Consider the following 18980-nt stretch of genomic DNA (forward strand, 5'->3'; position numbering starts at 1 on the left):
CTCACTTTTTGATATAGTTAACATTTCTTAATTTTGTGGAAAATCAAATGTAAACTTATATGGCAGGTTTAACGAGTTCTACGATAGGTAGAAAATATGCTATGGCATTGTCGGCTATGTTTTTGCTGATATTTCTGGTGATGCACCTTTCTGTAAACCTTTTGTCGGTTTTTGGTGAGGATGCGTACAACAATGCTTCGCAATTCATGGGGTACAATCCTCTTATTCAATTTGTAATGCAGCCAATTTTGATATTTGCTGTCGTTTTCCATTTTGTAATGGGATTTGTTTTGGAAATTAAAAACCAAAAAGCACGTCCTGTGAAATACAATTCAAACAATCCTTCTCACAACTCTACCTGGATGTCCAGAAATATGATTATTTCCGGTGCTGTGATTTTGGCATTTGTTTTTCTTCATTTGTACGACTTTTGGCTTCACGAAATGAATTACAAATATATTGACGGACTGCCGATTGAAGAAACACGTTTCTGGGGAGACCTGCACGCAAAGTTTGCAGATCTTTGGAGAGTAGTTTTATATGTAGTTTCTTTTGTTTTGCTGGGGCTGCATTTAGCTCACGGTTTCCAATCTTCTTTCCAATCTATTGGCGCAAGACATCCGAAATATACTCCGGTAATCAAAGCTTTTGGAAAATGGTATTCAATCCTTATTCCTGCAGGTTTTATTTTTATTGCAATTTATCACTTCGTAACTCAATAATATCAGTATACCAATTATGAGTAAATTAGATTCAAAAATTCCGGCTGGTCCTTTAAAGGATAAATGGAAGCATCATAAAGACCATATGAACCTTGTTGCACCCAACAACAGAGATAAGATTGATATTATTGTTGTAGGTACAGGTTTGGCAGGTGGTTCTGCGGCAGCTACTTTAGCTGAGCAGGGATATAACGTAAAAGCATTCTGCTACCAGGATTCTCCAAGAAGAGCACACTCAATTGCAGCTCAGGGAGGTATCAATGCTGCTAAAAACTATCAGGGTGATGGTGATTCTACATACAGATTATTCTATGATACCATCAAAGGTGGTGACTATAGAGCAAGAGAGGCCAATGTTTACAGATTAGCTGAGGTTTCTGCCAATATTATTGACCAGTGCGTTTCGCAGGGTGTTCCTTTCGGGAGAGATTACGGCGGTCAGTTAGATAACCGTTCATTTGGTGGAGTTCAGGTAAAAAGAACATTCTATGCAAAAGGACAGACAGGGCAGCAGCTATTGTTAGGTGCCTATTCTGCAATGAGCCGTCAGATTGGTAAAGGAAGAATCAAGATGTACAACCGTCATGAAATGATGGAATTGGTAATTGTAGACGGAAAAGCAAGAGGAATCATCGCAAGAAACCTGGTGACAGGTGAAATCGAAAGACATTCTGCTCACGCGGTTGTTATTGCATCAGGAGGTTACGGAAACGTATATTTCCTTTCTACGAATGCAATGGGATCGAACGTTTCTGCGGCTTGGAAAATTCATAAAAAAGGAGCGTACTTCGCAAACCCTTGTTATGTACAGATTCACCCGACTTGTATTCCGGTTCATGGAACACAGCAGTCTAAACTGACTTTGATGTCAGAATCATTAAGAAACTCAGGAAGAATCTGGGTTCCTAAGAAAATTGAAGATTCTGTAGCGATCAGAGAAGGAAAGCTTAGACCTGAAAATATTAAAGAAGAAGATAGAGATTATTATTTGGAAAGAAGATATCCTGCATTCGGAAACTTAGTGCCTAGAGACGTTGCGTCGAGAGCTGGTAAAGAAAGATGTGATGCTGGTTACGGAATCGAAAATAATGATACTAAAGAAGGTGTTTACTTAGATTTCTCTACAGAGATTATTAAAAAGGGTAAAGAAGCCGCTATCGAAAAACATATTCATAATCCTACAGATCAGCAGATCTATGATTTAGGAAAAGCTTGGATTGAGGAAAAATACGGTAACTTATTCGTGATGTACGAAAAAATTACGGCTGATGATCCTTACAAAACCCCAATGAAGATCTATCCTGCAGTTCACTACACAATGGGTGGTGTTTGGGTAGATTACAACTTGCAGTCTACCATTCCTGGGTGTTTCGTAATCGGTGAAGCCAATTTCTCAGATCACGGAGCTAACAGATTGGGAGCTTCTGCTTTGATGCAGGGGTTGGCAGACGGATATTTCGTTCTTCCTTACACGATTGCAGATTACCTTTCAGCGGACATCAGAACGGGAGCAATTCCTACAACTTCTGGCGAATTCGATCAGGCTGAAAAAGAAATTAAAGACAAAGTAAATTTCTTCTTAAATAATAAAGGAACTCACTCAGTAGATCATTTCCACAAAAAATTAGGACACATCATGTGGAATAAAGTAGGAATGGGAAGAACTCCTGAAGGTTTGAGAGAAGCTATTGCTGAAATTGCTCAGGTGAAAAAAGAATTCTGGAGCGATGTGAAAGTTCCTGGTGATGCAGATGGAATGAACACTGAGCTTGAAAAAGCTTTCAGAGTGGCAGATTTCATCGAACTAGGACAATTAATGGCAATCGATGCATTACACAGAAACGAATCTTGTGGAGGACATTTCAGAGAAGACCATGCTACTCCTGAAGGTGAAGCTGAAAGAGATGATGTTAACTTCAAATATGTAGCAGCTTGGGAATATCAAACAGATGATATCACAACGGAAGTGCTGCATAAAGAAGATCTGATCTATGAAAACATTGAAGTTAAAGCAAGAAGTTACAAATAATCTCCAACCTATAAATACATAATTATGAGTGCAAAAAAAGGCCTTCATCTTACCCTAAAAATTTGGAGACAAAAAAATAGCAAAACTAAAGGTCAGTTTGAGACCTACAAGATATCAGATGTTTCTACAGATTCCTCATTCTTGGAAATGTTGGACATCCTGAACGAAAATATTATTAACGAAGGAAAAGAACCTATCGCTTTTGATCACGACTGTCGTGAAGGAATCTGCGGGATGTGTTCACTTTATATCAACGGTAGAGCGCATGGCCCGGATACAGGGATCACGACCTGTCAGCTTCACATGAGAATGTTCAAAGACGGTGAAACCATCGTTATTGAGCCTTGGAGAAGTGCAGCTTTCCCGGTTATCAAAGACTTGATGGTAGACAGAAGCGCATTCGACAGAGTAATGGCTGCAGGTGGTTTCATTTCGGTGAACACTTCAGGAAATACTTTGGATGCCAATGCAATTCCTGTTCCTAAAGAAGATGCAGACAAAGCAATGGATGCTGCAGCATGTATCGGATGTGGAGCTTGTGTGGCTACCTGTAAAAACGGTTCTGCAATGTTATTCGTTGGAGCTAAAGTTTCTCAATACGCTCTTCTACCTCAAGGTAGAGTAGAAGCGAAGAGAAGAGTTCTGAACATGGTAAAAGCCATGGACGAAGAAGGATTCGGAAACTGTTCAAATACCGGAGCTTGTGAAGTTGAATGCCCGAAAGGAATTTCTCTTGAAAACATCGCCAGAATGAACAGAGAATATATGGCTGCTATGGTAGATCAGGGATAGAAACTATTCAGAATACATAAAAAATCGTCTTCATTATGGAGACGATTTTTTTTATAAGATAATTGAGCTGTTAAAATTTGTTAAGGTGTTGGTCAGATAAGATATTCTTTAATTTAATAAGTCTATATTTGGTGAACACTTGAATGTGTGAGAAAAGGATTGTTTTTTTTTGAGATTCCTTTTCTGGTGAGAGGTTTTAAATAATAAAAGGCACTTAAAGTCCCATTTATAAAGGTTCTCATAAAATTTTCAAAAAAAATAAATAGTGTTAATCAGCAAGCCGTAAAAAACGTATTTTTGCGTAATATTAAAATTGAAATGAAAAAATATCTTTTATTGTTTATCATCACAGCTTTTGTGATGTCTTGTTCAAAAAAAGTTGAAGTTAAAGGAAAAATTACCGGAAGTTCACCACTCGAAAGAATTGAATTTGTTGAAGCTTCTGGTGTAGCAACCCTTCCGCTTATTAATATTGGTTTAGATAAAAATGGAAACTTTACAGGAAGCTTCGAAGCTCCTAAAGACGGAATGTATGTAATCAACTATGCAGGAAGACAAAACCTGATTTATCTTGAGGGCGGACAGAATCTTAATATTTCCGGAAACGCAATGACCTTCCCAAATGAGTTCGTCGTTACAGGAGATGCCAAAAAAAATAATGATTTCCTTCAGGCCAGCCAAAAGTTCTTAAGTGAGTATGGAAGTAAAATCAACATCCAGCAGTTAATGTCAGGAGACGAAAAAACCTTCTTAAAAGGAGCTCAGAAAATTGAAGCCGACATTAACAAAAACGTAGAAGATGTTGCTCAAAAAAATAATCCAAGTAAAGGAATCTTAGAATGGAAAAAGAATGATGTGAAAGTAACTATTCTTAATCTTCTTGCCAACTATGAGATGTCACAGCGCCAGATGTCAGGAAATCCATCATTTAAAGTATCAAAAGCATTCCAGGATTATGAAACGAAGCTGGAAGAAAATAAAGATGTAATGGTGAAAACCATTCCATTATACAGACAGTACCTTCTTGTAAAGATGAGCCCTGATTTTCAAAAATATGCTGAAGCAAAAACCAAAGGAAAAACAGACATGATCACTTCTGAAGTGTTCGCGCAGTTCCTAAAAGAAAGAAAAGAAGTTTCACAAACCGCTAAAGATTATCTGTTGGCATTTGTAGTAGCTCAGGATATTCACCCGGGTGCTCCTGCAAAGAACACAGAAAAGGTTAAAAAAATCATTGACACAGATATTACAGATGCCGGTATCAAAGCAGATTTAGTTAAAATGCAGGTAGCAGTGAATGGAGTTAAAGTAGGAGAGCCTGCTCCGGAAGCATCATTGATAAAAGCAGACGGTAAATCTTACCAGCTTTCTGAAAACAAAGGAAAACCCTATATGCTGTTCTTCTATGCATCCTGGAACCCTTATATCAGTGAAGGTACAGTTCCTGTACTGAAAGAAGTCGTGAATTTCTATAAATCTAAAATGAACTTTGTTTTTGTAAATGTAGATGATTCCAAAGATCAGTTTGTAAAAACAAGCAGTGCATTGTTAAAAGGAATTCCGGGAACTAATGTGTACGGAGAAAAAGGTTTGGAATCCGATATTGCTAAAAAATATGGAGTTTATGGATTTAAGTTGCCTTGCTTTGTAATTGTGGATAAAGATGGTAAAATTGCAAGCAGATCTTTTGTGAACCTAGGGGAACAGGAAGTTGTAACGATCCTGGATAAACTTACAGGTCTTTCTGCACCTAAAGTGGAACCTAATATCCAGATGCAGCCGGGGACGATGGATCCTTCAGTACAGCCTGTAAATCCTCAGCCTGCCCCAACAAAATAATAAACTTTAATATAGAGTGAAACCTTATCTTCGGATAAGGTTTTTTTTATTGTATTTTTGCGGAACCAAACCGGAAGGTTGCTTTCGGTGTATTAGAAAAATAGAAATAGAATTTTAGGATGAGTCGCAGGGTTCGTCCGACCATTAAAAGAAATTGAGTTTAGGGATGAGAAAGAAGAAAGATATAATTCTTGAAAATATTAAACTGTTTGGCGCAGGCGCAAAAGGCGTTGCAATAGGAAGAACCGAAGAAGGAAAAACTGTACTGATTTCCGGAGCAGTTCCCGGAGATATAGTCAATGCAAGAGTAAAAAAATCCAAATCCAAGTACTATGAGGCTGAAACCACAGAAATTTTGGAGAAGTCACCATTCAGAGTAGATCCCAAATGTATTCACTTCGGAACATGCGGTGGATGCAAGTGGCAGAATATGAGCTACGAAAAACAGCTCGACTTCAAACAGGAAGAAGTATATAATAATATTAAAAGAATCGGTGGAATTGATGATTTTGAAACCGTTCCGATCTTAGGTGCCGAAGAACAGTATTTCTATAGAAATAAAATGGAGTTTTCCTTTTCCAATGCGAGATGGCTTACCCAATACGAAATAAGTTCCGAAGAGAATTTCGGAAGCAAAGACGCATTAGGTTTCCATATTCCCGGAATGTGGAGCAAGATCCTGGACCTGAAAGAATGCTTCCTGCAGGAAGATCCGTCCAATGCTATACGTTTAGCTGTAAAGAACTATGGTGTACAAAACGGGTTGGATTTCTTTGATGTCAGAAATCAGGAAGGCTTTTTAAGAACCTTAATGATGAGACAGAACTCTAAAGGCGAATGGATGGTACTATTCCAGCTTTACAGAGAAGAAAAAGAAAACAGAGAAAAGCTTTTCCAGTTCCTGCTTGAAAAGTTCCCACAAATCAAAACATTGGTGTATGCCATCAATCCGAAGCAGAATGATTCTATTTACGATCTGGATATCAATATTTATTTCGGAGAAGGTTTCCTGATGGAAGAAATGGATGGACTGAAGTTTAAAATTGGGCCAAAATCATTCTTTCAGACTAATTACAAACAGGCTTTGGAGCTTTACAGAAAAACATTGGAGTTTGCTGATTTGAAGGGTGATGAAGTAGTGTATGATCTGTATACAGGAACAGGAACTATTGCCCAGTATGTTGCCAGAAATGCAAAACAGGTTATAGGTATAGAATCTGTTCAGGAAGCTATAGATGCAGCCATTGAACATGCTGAATTAAATGGCCTTACCAATACAACATTCTATTGTGGAGATATGAAAAATGTCTTTAACGATGAGTTTTTAGAAAATCATCCGAAAGCAGATGTTTTAATTACCGATCCGCCAAGAGATGGAATGCACCAGAAAGTGGTAGAACAGATATTGAAACTTGCTCCGGAAAAAGTAGTCTATGTGAGCTGCAACTCAGCAACTCAGGCAAGAGATCTTGCCCTGATGAAAGAACACTATACTTTGGTGAAGATTTTGCCGGTGGATATGTTCCCGCAAACCCACCACGTAGAAAATATAGCATTGCTGATTAAAAAATAAATTTATTTAAATTTGAATCTCAAATCTTAATATGAAACGTAAGTTTCATCTGACCAAAATAAAAAATAAAAATATCCAGATGAAATATTTTAAATTTATCGTTATGATCTGCTTCGTTGGAATGCTTTTTTCCTGTGGGGGAGATGACGATATCTGTGAAAGCGGTGAAGGGACCCCCAGAATAAAAGTAGCATTCAAGTCTCTGGCATCCGGAAAAGCAATGACTTTGGATTCATTATATGTAGCTGTAGATTATGGGGCTGGGAAAGTACAGCTGGGGAAAACTGAGAAAATAGATTCAAGACTTATCCCGTTACGGGTGGATGATTCACCTTATACAGATGTTTATTTCAGGCTTGAGGATAAAGGGGTAGAATCTCACGTTCGCGTTAATTACACAACAAAGAGCGCATACGTTTCTCCAGGATGCGGGATTAAAAAAACATACGAGAATTTAAACTCAGAATTAATACAATCAAATCCTGTACAACAGCTCGAAGCAGGACAAAACCAAATTGAGAATGAAGACAAGACTAATCTTTTCCTTCTTTTTTAGCATAATAGGAATAACCGGGTTCGCCCAGGAAAAAAAAGAAACCCAGGAAGCCAAAAAAGTTCAGGAGAAATACAAACCTAATTTTATGGTAGGTTTTGATGTTCTTAATACAGGTATTTCCTTTTTCTCGGATAGAATGCTTTACCAGGGCTTTATTTCATCAAAAGTGAAAGGAAATGTTCATGCCATTGCAGAAGCTGGTTTTGAGAAAAATGTATATCAAAAAAACGGTTACGACGCCAAGGCAAGCGGCCCCTTTGTGAAGCTTGGTGCTTTTTATATGCTGGCAAAAGACCTTGAAAATGAATTCAATGGTTTTTATGCAGGAGGTAAAATAGGAGGTGCGTTCTACAATCAGGAGTATATGGCAGTTCCGGTCCGCGGATTTGGAGGTAGCACTTCGTCTGTGGCATTTCCTTCTTCATCACAAACTTCTGCCTGGGTAGAAGGGACTTTAGGAGGAAGGGTACAGCTGTTTGAATCCAATTTTTATATAGATGTTAATCTTCAGCCAAGATATTTAGTATACACTTCCAAGCAGGATGATATTACCCCGATGATCGTTCCCGGATTTGGTAAAAGCTCAACTAAATTTAATATGGGCTTTGCTTGGAATATTGCCTATAAGTTTTAGAATAAAATCATTTTACAATAAAGAATCCTCAGATATATCTGGGGATTTTTGCTGTTGTGATAAGTTTGTAATTAAATTAGTTTATGCTAATTATTTATTATTGTTTAATTTTTGATGATTTTGTTTTAATAGAAATGCTATATTTGTGAAATTAATCTAATACTTAAATAATATGAAGAAACTTATTACTACTTTGTGTTTAGGTTTGATAGGAGGAATGGTCTCTGCCCAGTGGATTCCTGCCAAACCTGATGCTAAAGTCAGGACAACCAACTTAAAATCAACTGCTGTCAGGCAACATTACAAATTAGATTTGGATATCCTGAGACAACAATTGAAGAATGCTCAGGAAATGGGTGGCGGGAATAAAGCGGTGGTGATTTCTATACCCACATTAAATGGTAAAATAGAAAAATTTAACGTTTATAGTTTTCCTGTTCTTGTTAAATCATTAGCTGATAGATATAACCTAGGTTCCTATGTGGGAGTAGGTATTGATGATCCTTCAAAATATCTAAGATTCTCTGTTGGTCCGAATGATTTTCAGTCTATAATTATCAAAGGAGGTGAATATGAATTCATTGATCCGCAGAATTCAGAGAAAACATTGTACGGAGTACATCCTAAAACCTTAAACACAGAAGGTAAAAGCTTTGTATGTACAACCTCTGAGAGTCCAAAAGCAGTTCATCAGCTTCAGGAGATGCTTACTGCCGGCCAGAATTTTACTAACCAGCCTACTGATTTTTCAAAAACTTCTGATAAGAAATATAGAACCATGAGATTGGCTATGTCTGTTACAGGAGAATATACAGCTTTTCACGGTGGTACGCAGCTAGGTGCTATTCAGGCTGTCAATGCCACAATGACCAGAGTAAATGCTGTTTTTGAAAAAGATCTTGCCCTGCATCTGAATGTCCTGGATCTACCGGGAATTATCTACACCAATGCAGCGACCGATCCTTACACAGGCAATTTGAATTTACAGCTTCAACAGACTCTTACTGCAAATGTAGGGGAAGAGAATTACGATATCGGACACGTATTCAATGCAGCAGGAAATAATGGAAATGCAGGATGTATTGGCTGTGTATGTATTTCGCCGACGACTACTGTACCAAGAGGGAAAGGTTCTGCATTTACCCAGAGCACCAGCCCGGTAGGAGATAATTTTGACATCGATTTCGTAGCTCATGAAATGGGACATCAACTGGGCGCCAACCATACTTTTGCACATGCATTAGAAGGCTCAGGTGTAAACATGGAACCGGGTTCAGGAACCACTATTATGGGGTATGCTGGTATTACAGGGGCTAATACGGACGTTCAGCCGCACTCGGATCCTTTCTTTCATAAAGCAAGTATTGGACAGATTCAGACCAATCTGAATAGTAAGACTTGTGATGTGGAAACCTCGATTACAAATAATCCTCCGGTTATAGCACCACTGCCTACTTATAATATTCCTAAGGAAACGGCATTCGTTTTAACAGCTTCGGCTACGGATCCTGAAAATGATCCTATTACTTATATGTGGGAACAGATAGATAACGCCAATGTTGTTATCAATAAAACAAACATAGGTACTACTACTACAGGAGCTACATTCAGATCACTTGTTCCTACTGCAAGTCCTACGAGATATTTCCCTAAGCTGTCTTCTGTGCTTAACGGCGTATTGGATAATTCTAATAACTTATGGGAATCTGTTTCCAAAGTAGCAAGAACTACCCATTTTGCAGTAACAGTAAGAGATAATAATGCTAATCCTGCGCAGCAGCAGTCACAGGTTGCAGAACAGACAATAGTAGTGGGTAACGACGGGCCATTTAAAATCAATACTGCTTATGCCAATACACTCGCTCCTACAATGCTTGAGTGGAATATAGCGAATACAAATGCAGCACCTTATAATGCTGCTAATGTGAAAATTGATTATACCATAGACAATGGAACTACCTGGACTATTCTTTCTGCTTCAACTGCAAATGACGGAACAGAAAATATAACTCTTCCGACTTCATTGAACGGACAAAACATAAAATTGAGAATTTCCGCTATTGGCAATGTATTTTATGCTGTGAAGTCTATTGCTGTAAGTGCATTTTCAGTTTGCGACGGAAGTGCGCCAACCAATGTAACAGCTTCTAACATTACAACAGTATCTGCGTACATTTCATGGCCTCCGGTTACTAGCGCAGGTTCTTATAAGATCAGATATAAAAAATTAAGTGAAACGAACTGGATTGAGGTGACTTCTACTGTGAATAATGTAACATTAAATAATCTGGTAGACGGAGTTGCATATGAAGTACAGGTTGCAGCAGTATGTTCCGGAACTACAGGAGCATATTCTCCTTCAACTAATTTCAGTACTCCTTCATTAACATATTGTCCGGCCACTTCAATATCTACAAATCCGGATTTTGAATACATTTCGAATGTAACAATTGCCAATGTTAACAACAGCTCACTACAGACAAACTATGGAAATTACACCACGAACTCTGCTCTTCAGATAAATCTGGTAAAAGGAACTTCTTATCCATTATCAGTGACAGTTTCAAATCCTGACCTAGATGCAGTGGCTGCCTTTATTGATTTTAATAGAAACGGAGTTTTTGAAACTACGGAGAGAGTTCTTAGCTATCCTGTTCCTGCAACACCTATTTCAGCACCAGTTACTTCTATAGTTAATATTCCATCTACTGCTGTTGAGAATCAGCCATTAAGAATGAGAGTATTGCTGGTATACGGAGGAACTCAAACAGGTGGTGTTATAACCGGAGCATGTGGTAACTTACAGTATGGAGAAGTTGAAGATTATAATGTGGTAATAACATCTCCTTTGAGTACAAGCGATGTTAGCAATCCAAATAATGATATCCGGATTTATCCTAACCCGGTAAGCGACATTCTGAATGTAACTAAAGTTTCAGATAAAGCGGCCTATAAAATTTACAATACTGCCGGCCAGCTGGTAGGAAATGGAAATATTAATGACGGAAAGATCAATGTTTCATCTCTGGTAAAAGGCGGATACGTCATCACGATTGATGAAAAAGGAAGAGATCAGTTCAGGTCCAAATTTATCAAGAAATAACAGTAATTAACAATAATATAAAATCCTCAGGCTCTCCTGAGGATTTTATATTTTAATGTATAGAATGTATTATTATTGTGAAATTTTTACAAAAAAATATTTGAATGAATACATTAATAGTGAAAAAATTATTAGATTTGTGTAATTATTAAAAATATTAGCGTATGAATTAAATAACTATTTTTTCAACACAGATTATCTGTAAAATGGATGTTTCAAAAGTACATTTGAACGCCAACAAATAGGAAACACTATACTTATTTACTATTGTTATTATAACTAAATTTAAAAAATATGAGTGGATTTTTACTCTGTAAAATGAGCAGGCCCTTCAGGATGCTCATAACATTGCTTTGTATGGTCTTCGGACTGTTTTCACAGGCACAAACAATCACTATTGGTGCAGGAACAGCTACTCAGAGATATCCTTTGGGAGTTTACTATGGGTATCAAAGAGATGCATCACTTTATACTGCAGCAGAAATTAACCTGCCTGCAGGCGGAAATGTACAGACGGTTGCATGGAACGCTACAACAGCTACAACAGCTACTTTCCCGGTAAAGATTTATTTAAAATCTGTTCCGGCTGCTACAACCACTATTACATCACAAACTTGGCCTGCTACAACTGCCGGCGCTACTTTAGTGTATAGCGGGACGATCAATAATATCGCTACAGGATGGAACACATTCACCCTACAGTCTCCTTTTTATTATAACGGGACCGAAAATCTAATGGTATTGGTTGAGACAGATTATGGTGGTACCGGTACTGGAAGTACGTCAGGAAGTGCTTTTGCTTATTCCAGTGCTACGTCACGGCACATGTATATTGAAACAGATAATTCACCTCCTACAACTAATACAGGAAATGTTAATTCCAACAGACCCAATGTTCAATTGACTTTTGGAGCTGCTCCTTCATGTCTACCTCCTTCAGGGCTAACTTTAGGAACGGTAACACCAACGAGTGCAGTAATCAGCTGGACTGCTCCTTCATCCATACCAGCAGGAGGGTATGATGTATATTACAGCACATCTCCTATAGCGCCAACGGCCGCAACTCCGCCTTCGCAAACGGTTACTACAGGAACAAGTACAACACTTTCTCCATTGATAGCCAATACTGCTTATTATGTATGGGTAAGATCAAGATGTAGTACATCCGACCAGAGTTCATGGATAGGACCTGTGAATGTGTTTACAGGATATTGTACACCTACGGGAGGTTCCAGTTCAACTTCGTATTATCTGAAAACGATAACTACAACAGGAGGAATTACCAATTTAAATTATTCAGCTAATTCCTATTTAGCTTATGTTAATAGTACTGCTTCAGTTATTACAGCATTGCCAACCAATACTGTGACGATGAATCTGAATAGTGGAACCAGCACTTACTATTATTATGTTTGGGTTGACTGGAATAATAATATGAGTTTTAATGATCCGGGTGAAACTATTTTAGCAACGACGACCTATGCTACAAATGGAACTGCAACAATTACTATTCCTGGAACACAGGCACCTGGTAATTACAGAGTAAGAACCGCAACATCATATATAGGCGCTATAACTTCTTGCGGATCTGCTCCTTATGGTAATTATGTAGACTTTACACTTTCCGTTATGAGTCTACAGCCATGTACTACTGCTCCACCAAGTAATATTACGGTTTCAAATGTTACGCCAACTACGGCTCTTGTGAGCTGGTTGCCTTCAACAGGTGCTACTTATGTACTAAGATATAAAGCTGTAGCTGCAACAACCTGGACTACGGTAAATATTACGACTCCTCTTGCGAGCAGTTATACAATAAACAATCTTACAGAGCAGACCCAATATGAAGTTCAGATTGCTACAATCTGTGGTGGAACACAGGGACCATTCTCTACAAGTACTACCTTTACAACTCCTAGCATTTCTTATTGTACTTCCAATTCTACAAGTTCTACTATCGATGGATATATCAGTAAAGTTGTTGTAACGCCAAATGCTGCAATACCAATGACCAGTACTTCAGATTTTAGCAATTATACAGATTACACTACAGATCCTGCAAGACTTATTACTTTAGTAAGAGGCTTAGGAGCTAATACTGTTACTATTGAAAAATCCTGGCCGGGTACTCAATGGTCGTTCGGAACAGGAGTATGGATTGACTTTAACAGAAACGGTGTTTTTGAAAGCTTTGAACAGGTATTGAATTCACCAAGTAATACTACTACTCCTGTTACTGCAACCTTCACTGTACCAAATGTAGCTGGAGGAGTTTACACTGGAAATCTTAATACCCGTATGCGTGTAGCATTAAGAGAAAGTGCTACAGCCGCTCCTTGTGGAACGTTCACTTGGGGAGAAGTAGAAGATTATGCTGTGAAATTGATTGATCAGCCTGCTTGTACTACAGCGCCGCCTACAAATATTACCGTTACCAATCTTACAGCTTCTACAGCTTCTGTTTATTGGATGGGGGCTGCGAATGCTACTTACACTATTAGATGGAAGTTAGCTACTGCTGCAACATTTACAATTCCACCTGTGACTTTGGCTCCGGGAGTAAATAATTATACTATCCCGGGTCTTGCTGAGCAGACTAAATATGATGTACAGGTTTCTACTACATGTGGAACTTCTACAGGACCATATTCTACAACAGTACAGTTTACGACACCACCGCTTTCATACTGTCCAATGACAGGTACAGGAACTAACGACCACATTTCAAATGTAACTGTTACATCTTCCAACCCTGGAGTTCCGGTGATGAGCAATACCACTGTACAAAATAATTATACAAGCTATACAACCCCTGCAACATTAATCACTCTTGATGCTGGATCTGCAAATAATAAAATCTCTATAGCAAAAGGATGGACAGGTTCAACGAGTAATGATGCAGTATCTGTTTGGATAGACTACAACAGAAACGGAGTTTTTGAAGCTTCAGAGCAGATCTTAAATTCACCAGCAAATACTACAACTCCTGTCACTGCAACCTTTACTGTTCCGGGAGCAGCTTACACAGGTCCGCTTACAACTACAATGAGGGTAGTTCTTAAACGTACCAGTGCTCCGGTAATGTGTCAGAATGCAGTCAATGGAGAGGTTGAAGATTATGCGGTAAGAATTAGACCATGTAGTAATGGTACACCTAACCAGCCAGGAACTACAGCGACTCATAATTCTGCTACACTTACTTTCTCAGGAGTACCGAATACAGTTACTTATCTTGTGAGATATAGAACTCAGGGACCTCCTCCGGGAGCGTGGACAGAAGTATATGCTTCTGCATTGCTTAACAATATCCCACTTGTATTGAACGGTTTAACTCCGGCTACAATCTATGAAGTGCAGGTAGCTGCTGTTTGTGGAGATGTTGCAGGTGCATTTACACCGATCAAAACATTTGTAACAAGATGTGATCCTACACCTCCAAATGTCACAGTAAGTAATATTACGACAAACTCTGCATTAATCACATGGGCGCCACTTGCAGCGAGCTCCACATATACACTGGAATGGAGAAAAGTAGGAACTGCTACCTGGACTCAGGTTCCTAACATTGCTCCTCCTACTAACACTTATTTGTTAACAGGTTTAGATCCGTATACAAAATATGAAGTAAGAGTTGCCAATAAATGTGTTGGAGAAAATACTCTTAACCCATATTCAAATCCTAAAGTATTTACTACGGAAAGAACGTGTGAGCTTCCTCCTCCAGGGTTAACTATCACTCAGCTTACCCCTACATCGGCTGAAGTTACATGGGAAGGTTTCCCTGGTGCAACTTATAACCTGAGATATAGAAAAGTAGGTATTCCGAGCTGGACCAATGTCCCTTTAACAACGAATACGTATACAATAACAGGGTTACTAGAAGAAACGAAATATGAAATGCAGGTTGTAAACATCTGTAACGGTACACCGGGTACATACACGCCTCCATATTATTTCACGACACCTACAGTGACTTACTGTCAAATGGGTTCTCAAAATGCTGTTAACGAACATATTTCCAAAGTTACGGTAGTTCCAACTGGAAGACCTAAAATGGAAAATGCTTCAGGCCCCTCCAGCTATACAAATTATACAGGAGTACCTGACACATTCATAGAAATGGTTCAGGGATCTACTGGAAATCAGATCACGATTGAGAAGAAATGGAACGGAACTAACCATAATGAAGGAATTGCAGTATGGATAGATTTCAACAGAAACGGATACTTTGATCTTGATGAGAGAGTATTTACATCACCTCCGAACACTACAAGTCCTGTTACTGGAACATTTAGCGTACCTGTAGACGCTTACGTAAGTATGACGAACTATAAGTATGTAGTAATGAGAGTAGCAATGATGAGAGACGGAGTTCCTGTGAACTGTACTAATTTTGCAAATGGGGAAGTAGAGGATTACTCAGTAAGAATCACTAAACCTGGAGTGCCAAATTCTCTTAACCAGACCGACATCATGATTTACCCTAACCCGGTAAGCTCAGTATTGTATGTGAAGAATATCAGCAAAAAAGCTAAATATAAGATCTACAGTTCTGCAGGACAGGTTATCAGTGACGGTATTCTGCTTAACAACCAGATTAACGTTAGCAAATTGATCAATGGTATTTATGTAATAGATATCGAAGACAATGGTGTAACGGTTCAAAAGAAATTTATTAAAGAATAATATTTAAATTTCAAATACAAGTAAGCCCTCAGTAATGAGGGCTTTTTTATTGGGGAAATTTGGTGAATTTTATCCTGATGGTAATATCAGATGTAATTAACTAAATAACCTGAGTTTGGGATAAGAAAATTAAGATTAATGTGCTGGAAGTTGGAAGTGGGAGACTGATAGTTTCTTAAAATTGAATTAACTAGTCTTAAAAAAATTGATAAAAACCGAGGTATCGTTATTTTTCACGACCTTAATAACTTCCCTCTTTAGGCTTCCTTACCTTATTAAAAACAGAAATGTCTTATCCGAACTCAGGTTAACTAACTAAATAATTAGTGATTTGTGTTTTCTTTATCGTTAAAATCTCATCAGAGATTTCTTTCAGATCTTCTAAATAATGACTGATGATAAAAATTACTTTTTCAGATTTTAGTTTTTGAATTAATTCATAAATGAATTCTCTATTTTCCTTATCTAAGGAAGAAGTAGGTTCATCCAGAATTAAAAACTGCGGATCATGATATAGAGCACGCATCCAGCCAAGTAATTGTTTCTGCCCACCAGACAAGTTGATTCCTTCTTCACCCACTAATGTTAATAGAGCTTGAGGTAAAGAGTTAATAAACTGATCAAAGCCAAGTGAAATCAGCTTCTGTAGCTTCTGCTGATCAATTTGCTCTTCGAGGATAATGTTTTCCAGAATACTTCCATTGAACATTTGTATATTTTGTGGAACAATACCGGTTAAGCTCCGCCAATTAGTTATAGAAACATCTTTTAAACGGGTATTTTTATTGATGATAATCTCTCCATTTTCAGGAAGATAATTTTTTTGTAATATTTCTGTCAGTGTGGTTTTACCGCTTCCACTTTCTCCAAGAAGACACGTTATATTTCCCTTTTGAAGAGAAAAAGAAATTTGATTTAATAGTCTGCTTCTTCCATTAAACCTGAAGTCAATATTGGCAATGTCAATAGATTTAATCTCTGTAATTTCCAGGCCTTCCGTTTTTTCCTTTTCTAATGAAGAATATTCAAACATCCTGTCAAAGGCTACCTTAGCTTCCTGGATAGGAATAGTTACCAATGCCAGATTAGTAATTGAAGAGAGTAATGAGCTTGAAATACCTATAATAGCCATTAATTCCCCGGTTTTAATTTCCCCGTTCAAAACATTATAGGAAGAAAAACCAAGGATGATAAGAAGAAAGGAAACCAAAACCATTCCTGAATATAATGCTATGGTTAGATTAAGTTTTCCAAGCTCAAAGATCCTTGCCTGGAAAAGACCAAATATTGTTTCATTCCTTTTTATAAACATATCCTGTTTGGAAAATCCTTTGATAACTTCTATCCCCCTTATACTGTCAATATAATTTGCCTCGTTTATACTATAGGACTGCATAACGTTTCTCTGGGCATCAATAATTTTTTTATTAAAACTGAAGATGATATAGAAAATTACAGGTGAAATAATAATACATACCATAGCCAGTTTCCAGGAATAGAAGAAAAGAAAGCCTGCGGATATTAAAATGCCCAGAACATCGACAGCAGTATTGGTAATAAGCTGTTTTATGACGGTTTGTATTCTTTGTGTGTCATTAAGCCTTGCTACAAAATCACCCACTTTTCGGCTATCGAAAAACATTTTCGGAAGGTGAAGAAGAGAAGAGTAAAAGTTTTTATTAATCCTCTCATTAAATGACTTACTTTGCTTAATAATATAAAGTTCCCTCAATGCCTGAATAATTACCTTTGCAAAAAGTAGAAATCCAAGAAATGAAATGCTTAACAATAAAACGGATGTTTTTTTCTTTGGCAGAATATCATCTATCAATTTCTGTGAAAAAATAGACATTGACATTCCCAGTAATGAGAAAATAAGCCCAAGAAAAATAATAGTATAAATGGCTTCCTGATCTTCTTTGATGAGATTTTTGAGCCATTTTTTTTTCTCTGTTTCTGTTTGTTCTTTTTTTTGAAACTGATCATTGGGCTTTAGAGTAAGACAGGTTTTAGACTGCCATACTTCTTCCAGATATTCCCTTGTCCAGTATTCTAAACCTTTTGCAGGATCTCCGATAAGAAATTGATGATTTTCAGAAAGATTGTAGCAATAGCATATAACATAATGTTCAAATTTTTGATCAATAATAGTATGTAAAATAACAGGTTCTCCATGTTCAATAAGGGCATCTACATCGGCTTCACATCCTTCTGCCTCAAAACCTATAGAATTAGCACATTGATGCAATCCTAAAAGTGTAGTTCCTGTTTTAGCTGTTCCGCTTTTTTCACGTAGAGTTTCTAAGGAAATATTACCTCCATAATATTGGACTAGGGATTGTAGACATCCAACTCCGCAATCGGTTAAATCTTTTTGAAGAGAGAATGTCTTTTTTATAAGTTTATTTTCTTTCATCAAAGTTGTTTATGATTTTTTCTAATTTTATAGCTCCGGAGTTTCGTTTGATAAGGTGATTATTATTATCATAAACTAAGAAATAAGGAACACTGTTCATCCCTAATTTTTGATAAAGTGTTGCCATTTCATCATGACACCAATAGATATTCATTTGCTTATCCAGCTTATATTTGGCAGCAAATTGTTTAATTTCTTCCAAAGGCTCACTGGCAACCCATATCCACTGAATATTTTTATAAGTGTTATAACTTTTAGATAACTCATCTGCTTCTGCCTGACAAAAATGACAGCTGGGATTGAAATATATTATGACTTTAGTCTGTTCATTAACTAAATTGTGTTGGGTGAAAGAATTTCCATCAATAGTTGTAAGGCTAAATGAAGGGATGTTCTTCAATGCGTCTATTTTTTCTTTTCTCTTCTGGAAGTTAAAAAATAAATATGCCATTAACCCAATCAACAGAATTGGAAAAATAACAGCCGATATTTTTAAAAGTTTATTGTTTTTCATTTCTTTAAGTATTGTAAGGAGTGCTAGAGCACCTTATTTTTTATTCTTATGATATTTTGCTACCTGCATTATGGCCAGAACTAAAAAGCATCCTGCGCTTATGCAAGTCCATATGC

11 protein-coding genes are annotated in these 18980 nt (G+C 37.4%); 9 read left to right on the top strand and 2 right to left on the bottom strand.

The window, feature by feature from the left end:
* The first annotated feature begins 59 nt into the window (after positions 1-59).
* The 9 genes from DRF60_RS11830 to DRF60_RS11870 all read left to right on the top strand — a co-directional run bounded on the left by DRF60_RS11830 (position 60) and on the right by DRF60_RS11870 (position 15934).
* A complete protein-coding gene (locus DRF60_RS11830; RefSeq protein ID WP_116012267.1) occupies positions 60-722 on the top strand; it encodes a succinate dehydrogenase cytochrome b subunit in 663 nt (220 codons plus the stop codon).
* Positions 723-738: 16 nt separating this feature from the next.
* Positions 739-2751, top strand: a complete 2013-nt coding sequence (locus DRF60_RS11835) for a fumarate reductase/succinate dehydrogenase flavoprotein subunit (protein WP_116012268.1) — start codon at positions 739-741, stop codon at positions 2749-2751.
* A 24-nt stretch (positions 2752-2775) separates the two neighbouring features.
* A complete protein-coding gene (locus DRF60_RS11840) occupies positions 2776-3543 on the top strand; it encodes a succinate dehydrogenase/fumarate reductase iron-sulfur subunit (RefSeq protein ID WP_116012269.1) in 768 nt (255 codons plus the stop codon).
* A 318-nt stretch (positions 3544-3861) separates the two neighbouring features.
* Positions 3862-5382, top strand: coding sequence for a TlpA family protein disulfide reductase (locus tag DRF60_RS11845; protein ID WP_116012270.1), 1521 nt, complete (start codon positions 3862-3864; stop codon positions 5380-5382).
* A gap of 166 nt (positions 5383-5548) precedes the next feature.
* A complete protein-coding gene (gene rlmD / locus DRF60_RS11850; protein ID WP_116012271.1) occupies positions 5549-6955 on the top strand; it encodes a 23S rRNA (uracil(1939)-C(5))-methyltransferase RlmD in 1407 nt (468 codons plus the stop codon).
* A gap of 79 nt (positions 6956-7034) precedes the next feature.
* Positions 7035-7511 (top strand): DUF6452 family protein, encoded by a 477-nt coding sequence (locus tag DRF60_RS11855; protein ID WP_116012388.1) that lies wholly within the window; start codon positions 7035-7037, stop codon positions 7509-7511.
* On the top strand, positions 7477-8145 hold the full coding sequence (locus DRF60_RS11860) for a DUF6048 family protein (protein ID WP_116012272.1): 669 nt from the start codon (positions 7477-7479) through the stop codon (positions 8143-8145). The genes DRF60_RS11855 and DRF60_RS11860 overlap by 35 nt, the downstream gene beginning before the upstream one ends.
* Before the next feature lie 172 nt (positions 8146-8317).
* The gene (locus tag DRF60_RS11865) at positions 8318-11248 is read left to right on the top strand and encodes a reprolysin-like metallopeptidase (RefSeq protein ID WP_116012273.1); all 2931 of its coding nucleotides are present in this window, start codon (positions 8318-8320) and stop codon (positions 11246-11248) included.
* Positions 11249-11542: 294 nt separating this feature from the next.
* Entirely contained in the window at positions 11543-15934 is a 4392-nt protein-coding gene (locus DRF60_RS11870; RefSeq protein WP_116012274.1) for a GEVED domain-containing protein, read from the top strand.
* A gap of 307 nt (positions 15935-16241) precedes the next feature.
* On the opposite strand, the gene DRF60_RS11875 is transcribed toward DRF60_RS11870, so the two are convergent.
* Both DRF60_RS11875 and DRF60_RS11880 read right to left on the bottom strand, forming a co-directional pair.
* Positions 16242-18350, bottom strand: coding sequence for a peptidase domain-containing ABC transporter (locus DRF60_RS11875; protein WP_116012275.1), 2109 nt, complete (start codon positions 18348-18350; stop codon positions 16242-16244).
* Positions 18337-18864, bottom strand: coding sequence for a TlpA family protein disulfide reductase (locus DRF60_RS11880; RefSeq protein WP_116012276.1), 528 nt, complete (start codon positions 18862-18864; stop codon positions 18337-18339). Before DRF60_RS11880 ends, DRF60_RS11875 begins: the two co-directional genes overlap by 14 nt.
* Positions 18865-18980 lie beyond the last annotated feature (116 nt).

The sequence above is a fragment of the Chryseobacterium elymi genome (assembly GCF_003385495.1).
Lineage (GTDB): Bacteria > Bacteroidota > Bacteroidia > Flavobacteriales > Weeksellaceae > Chryseobacterium > Chryseobacterium elymi.

Coding starts and splice junctions, on each gene's coding strand:
- DRF60_RS11830 (WP_116012267.1), top strand. CDS start 60: ATGGCAGGTTTAACGAGTTCTACGATAGGTAGAAAATATGCTATGGCA.
- DRF60_RS11835 (WP_116012268.1), top strand. CDS start 739: ATGAGTAAATTAGATTCAAAAATTCCGGCTGGTCCTTTAAAGGATAAA.
- DRF60_RS11840 (WP_116012269.1), top strand. CDS start 2,776: ATGAGTGCAAAAAAAGGCCTTCATCTTACCCTAAAAATTTGGAGACAA.
- DRF60_RS11845 (WP_116012270.1), top strand. CDS start 3,862: ATGAAAAAATATCTTTTATTGTTTATCATCACAGCTTTTGTGATGTCT.
- rlmD (WP_116012271.1), top strand. CDS start 5,549: ATGAGAAAGAAGAAAGATATAATTCTTGAAAATATTAAACTGTTTGGC.
- DRF60_RS11855 (WP_116012388.1), top strand. CDS start 7,035: ATGAAATATTTTAAATTTATCGTTATGATCTGCTTCGTTGGAATGCTT.
- DRF60_RS11860 (WP_116012272.1), top strand. CDS start 7,477: ATGAAGACAAGACTAATCTTTTCCTTCTTTTTTAGCATAATAGGAATA.
- DRF60_RS11865 (WP_116012273.1), top strand. CDS start 8,318: ATGAAGAAACTTATTACTACTTTGTGTTTAGGTTTGATAGGAGGAATG.
- DRF60_RS11870 (WP_116012274.1), top strand. CDS start 11,543: ATGAGTGGATTTTTACTCTGTAAAATGAGCAGGCCCTTCAGGATGCTC.
- DRF60_RS11875 (WP_116012275.1), bottom strand. CDS start 18,350: ATGAAAGAAAATAAACTTATAAAAAAGACATTCTCTCTTCAAAAAGAT.
- DRF60_RS11880 (WP_116012276.1), bottom strand. CDS start 18,864: ATGAAAAACAATAAACTTTTAAAAATATCGGCTGTTATTTTTCCAATT.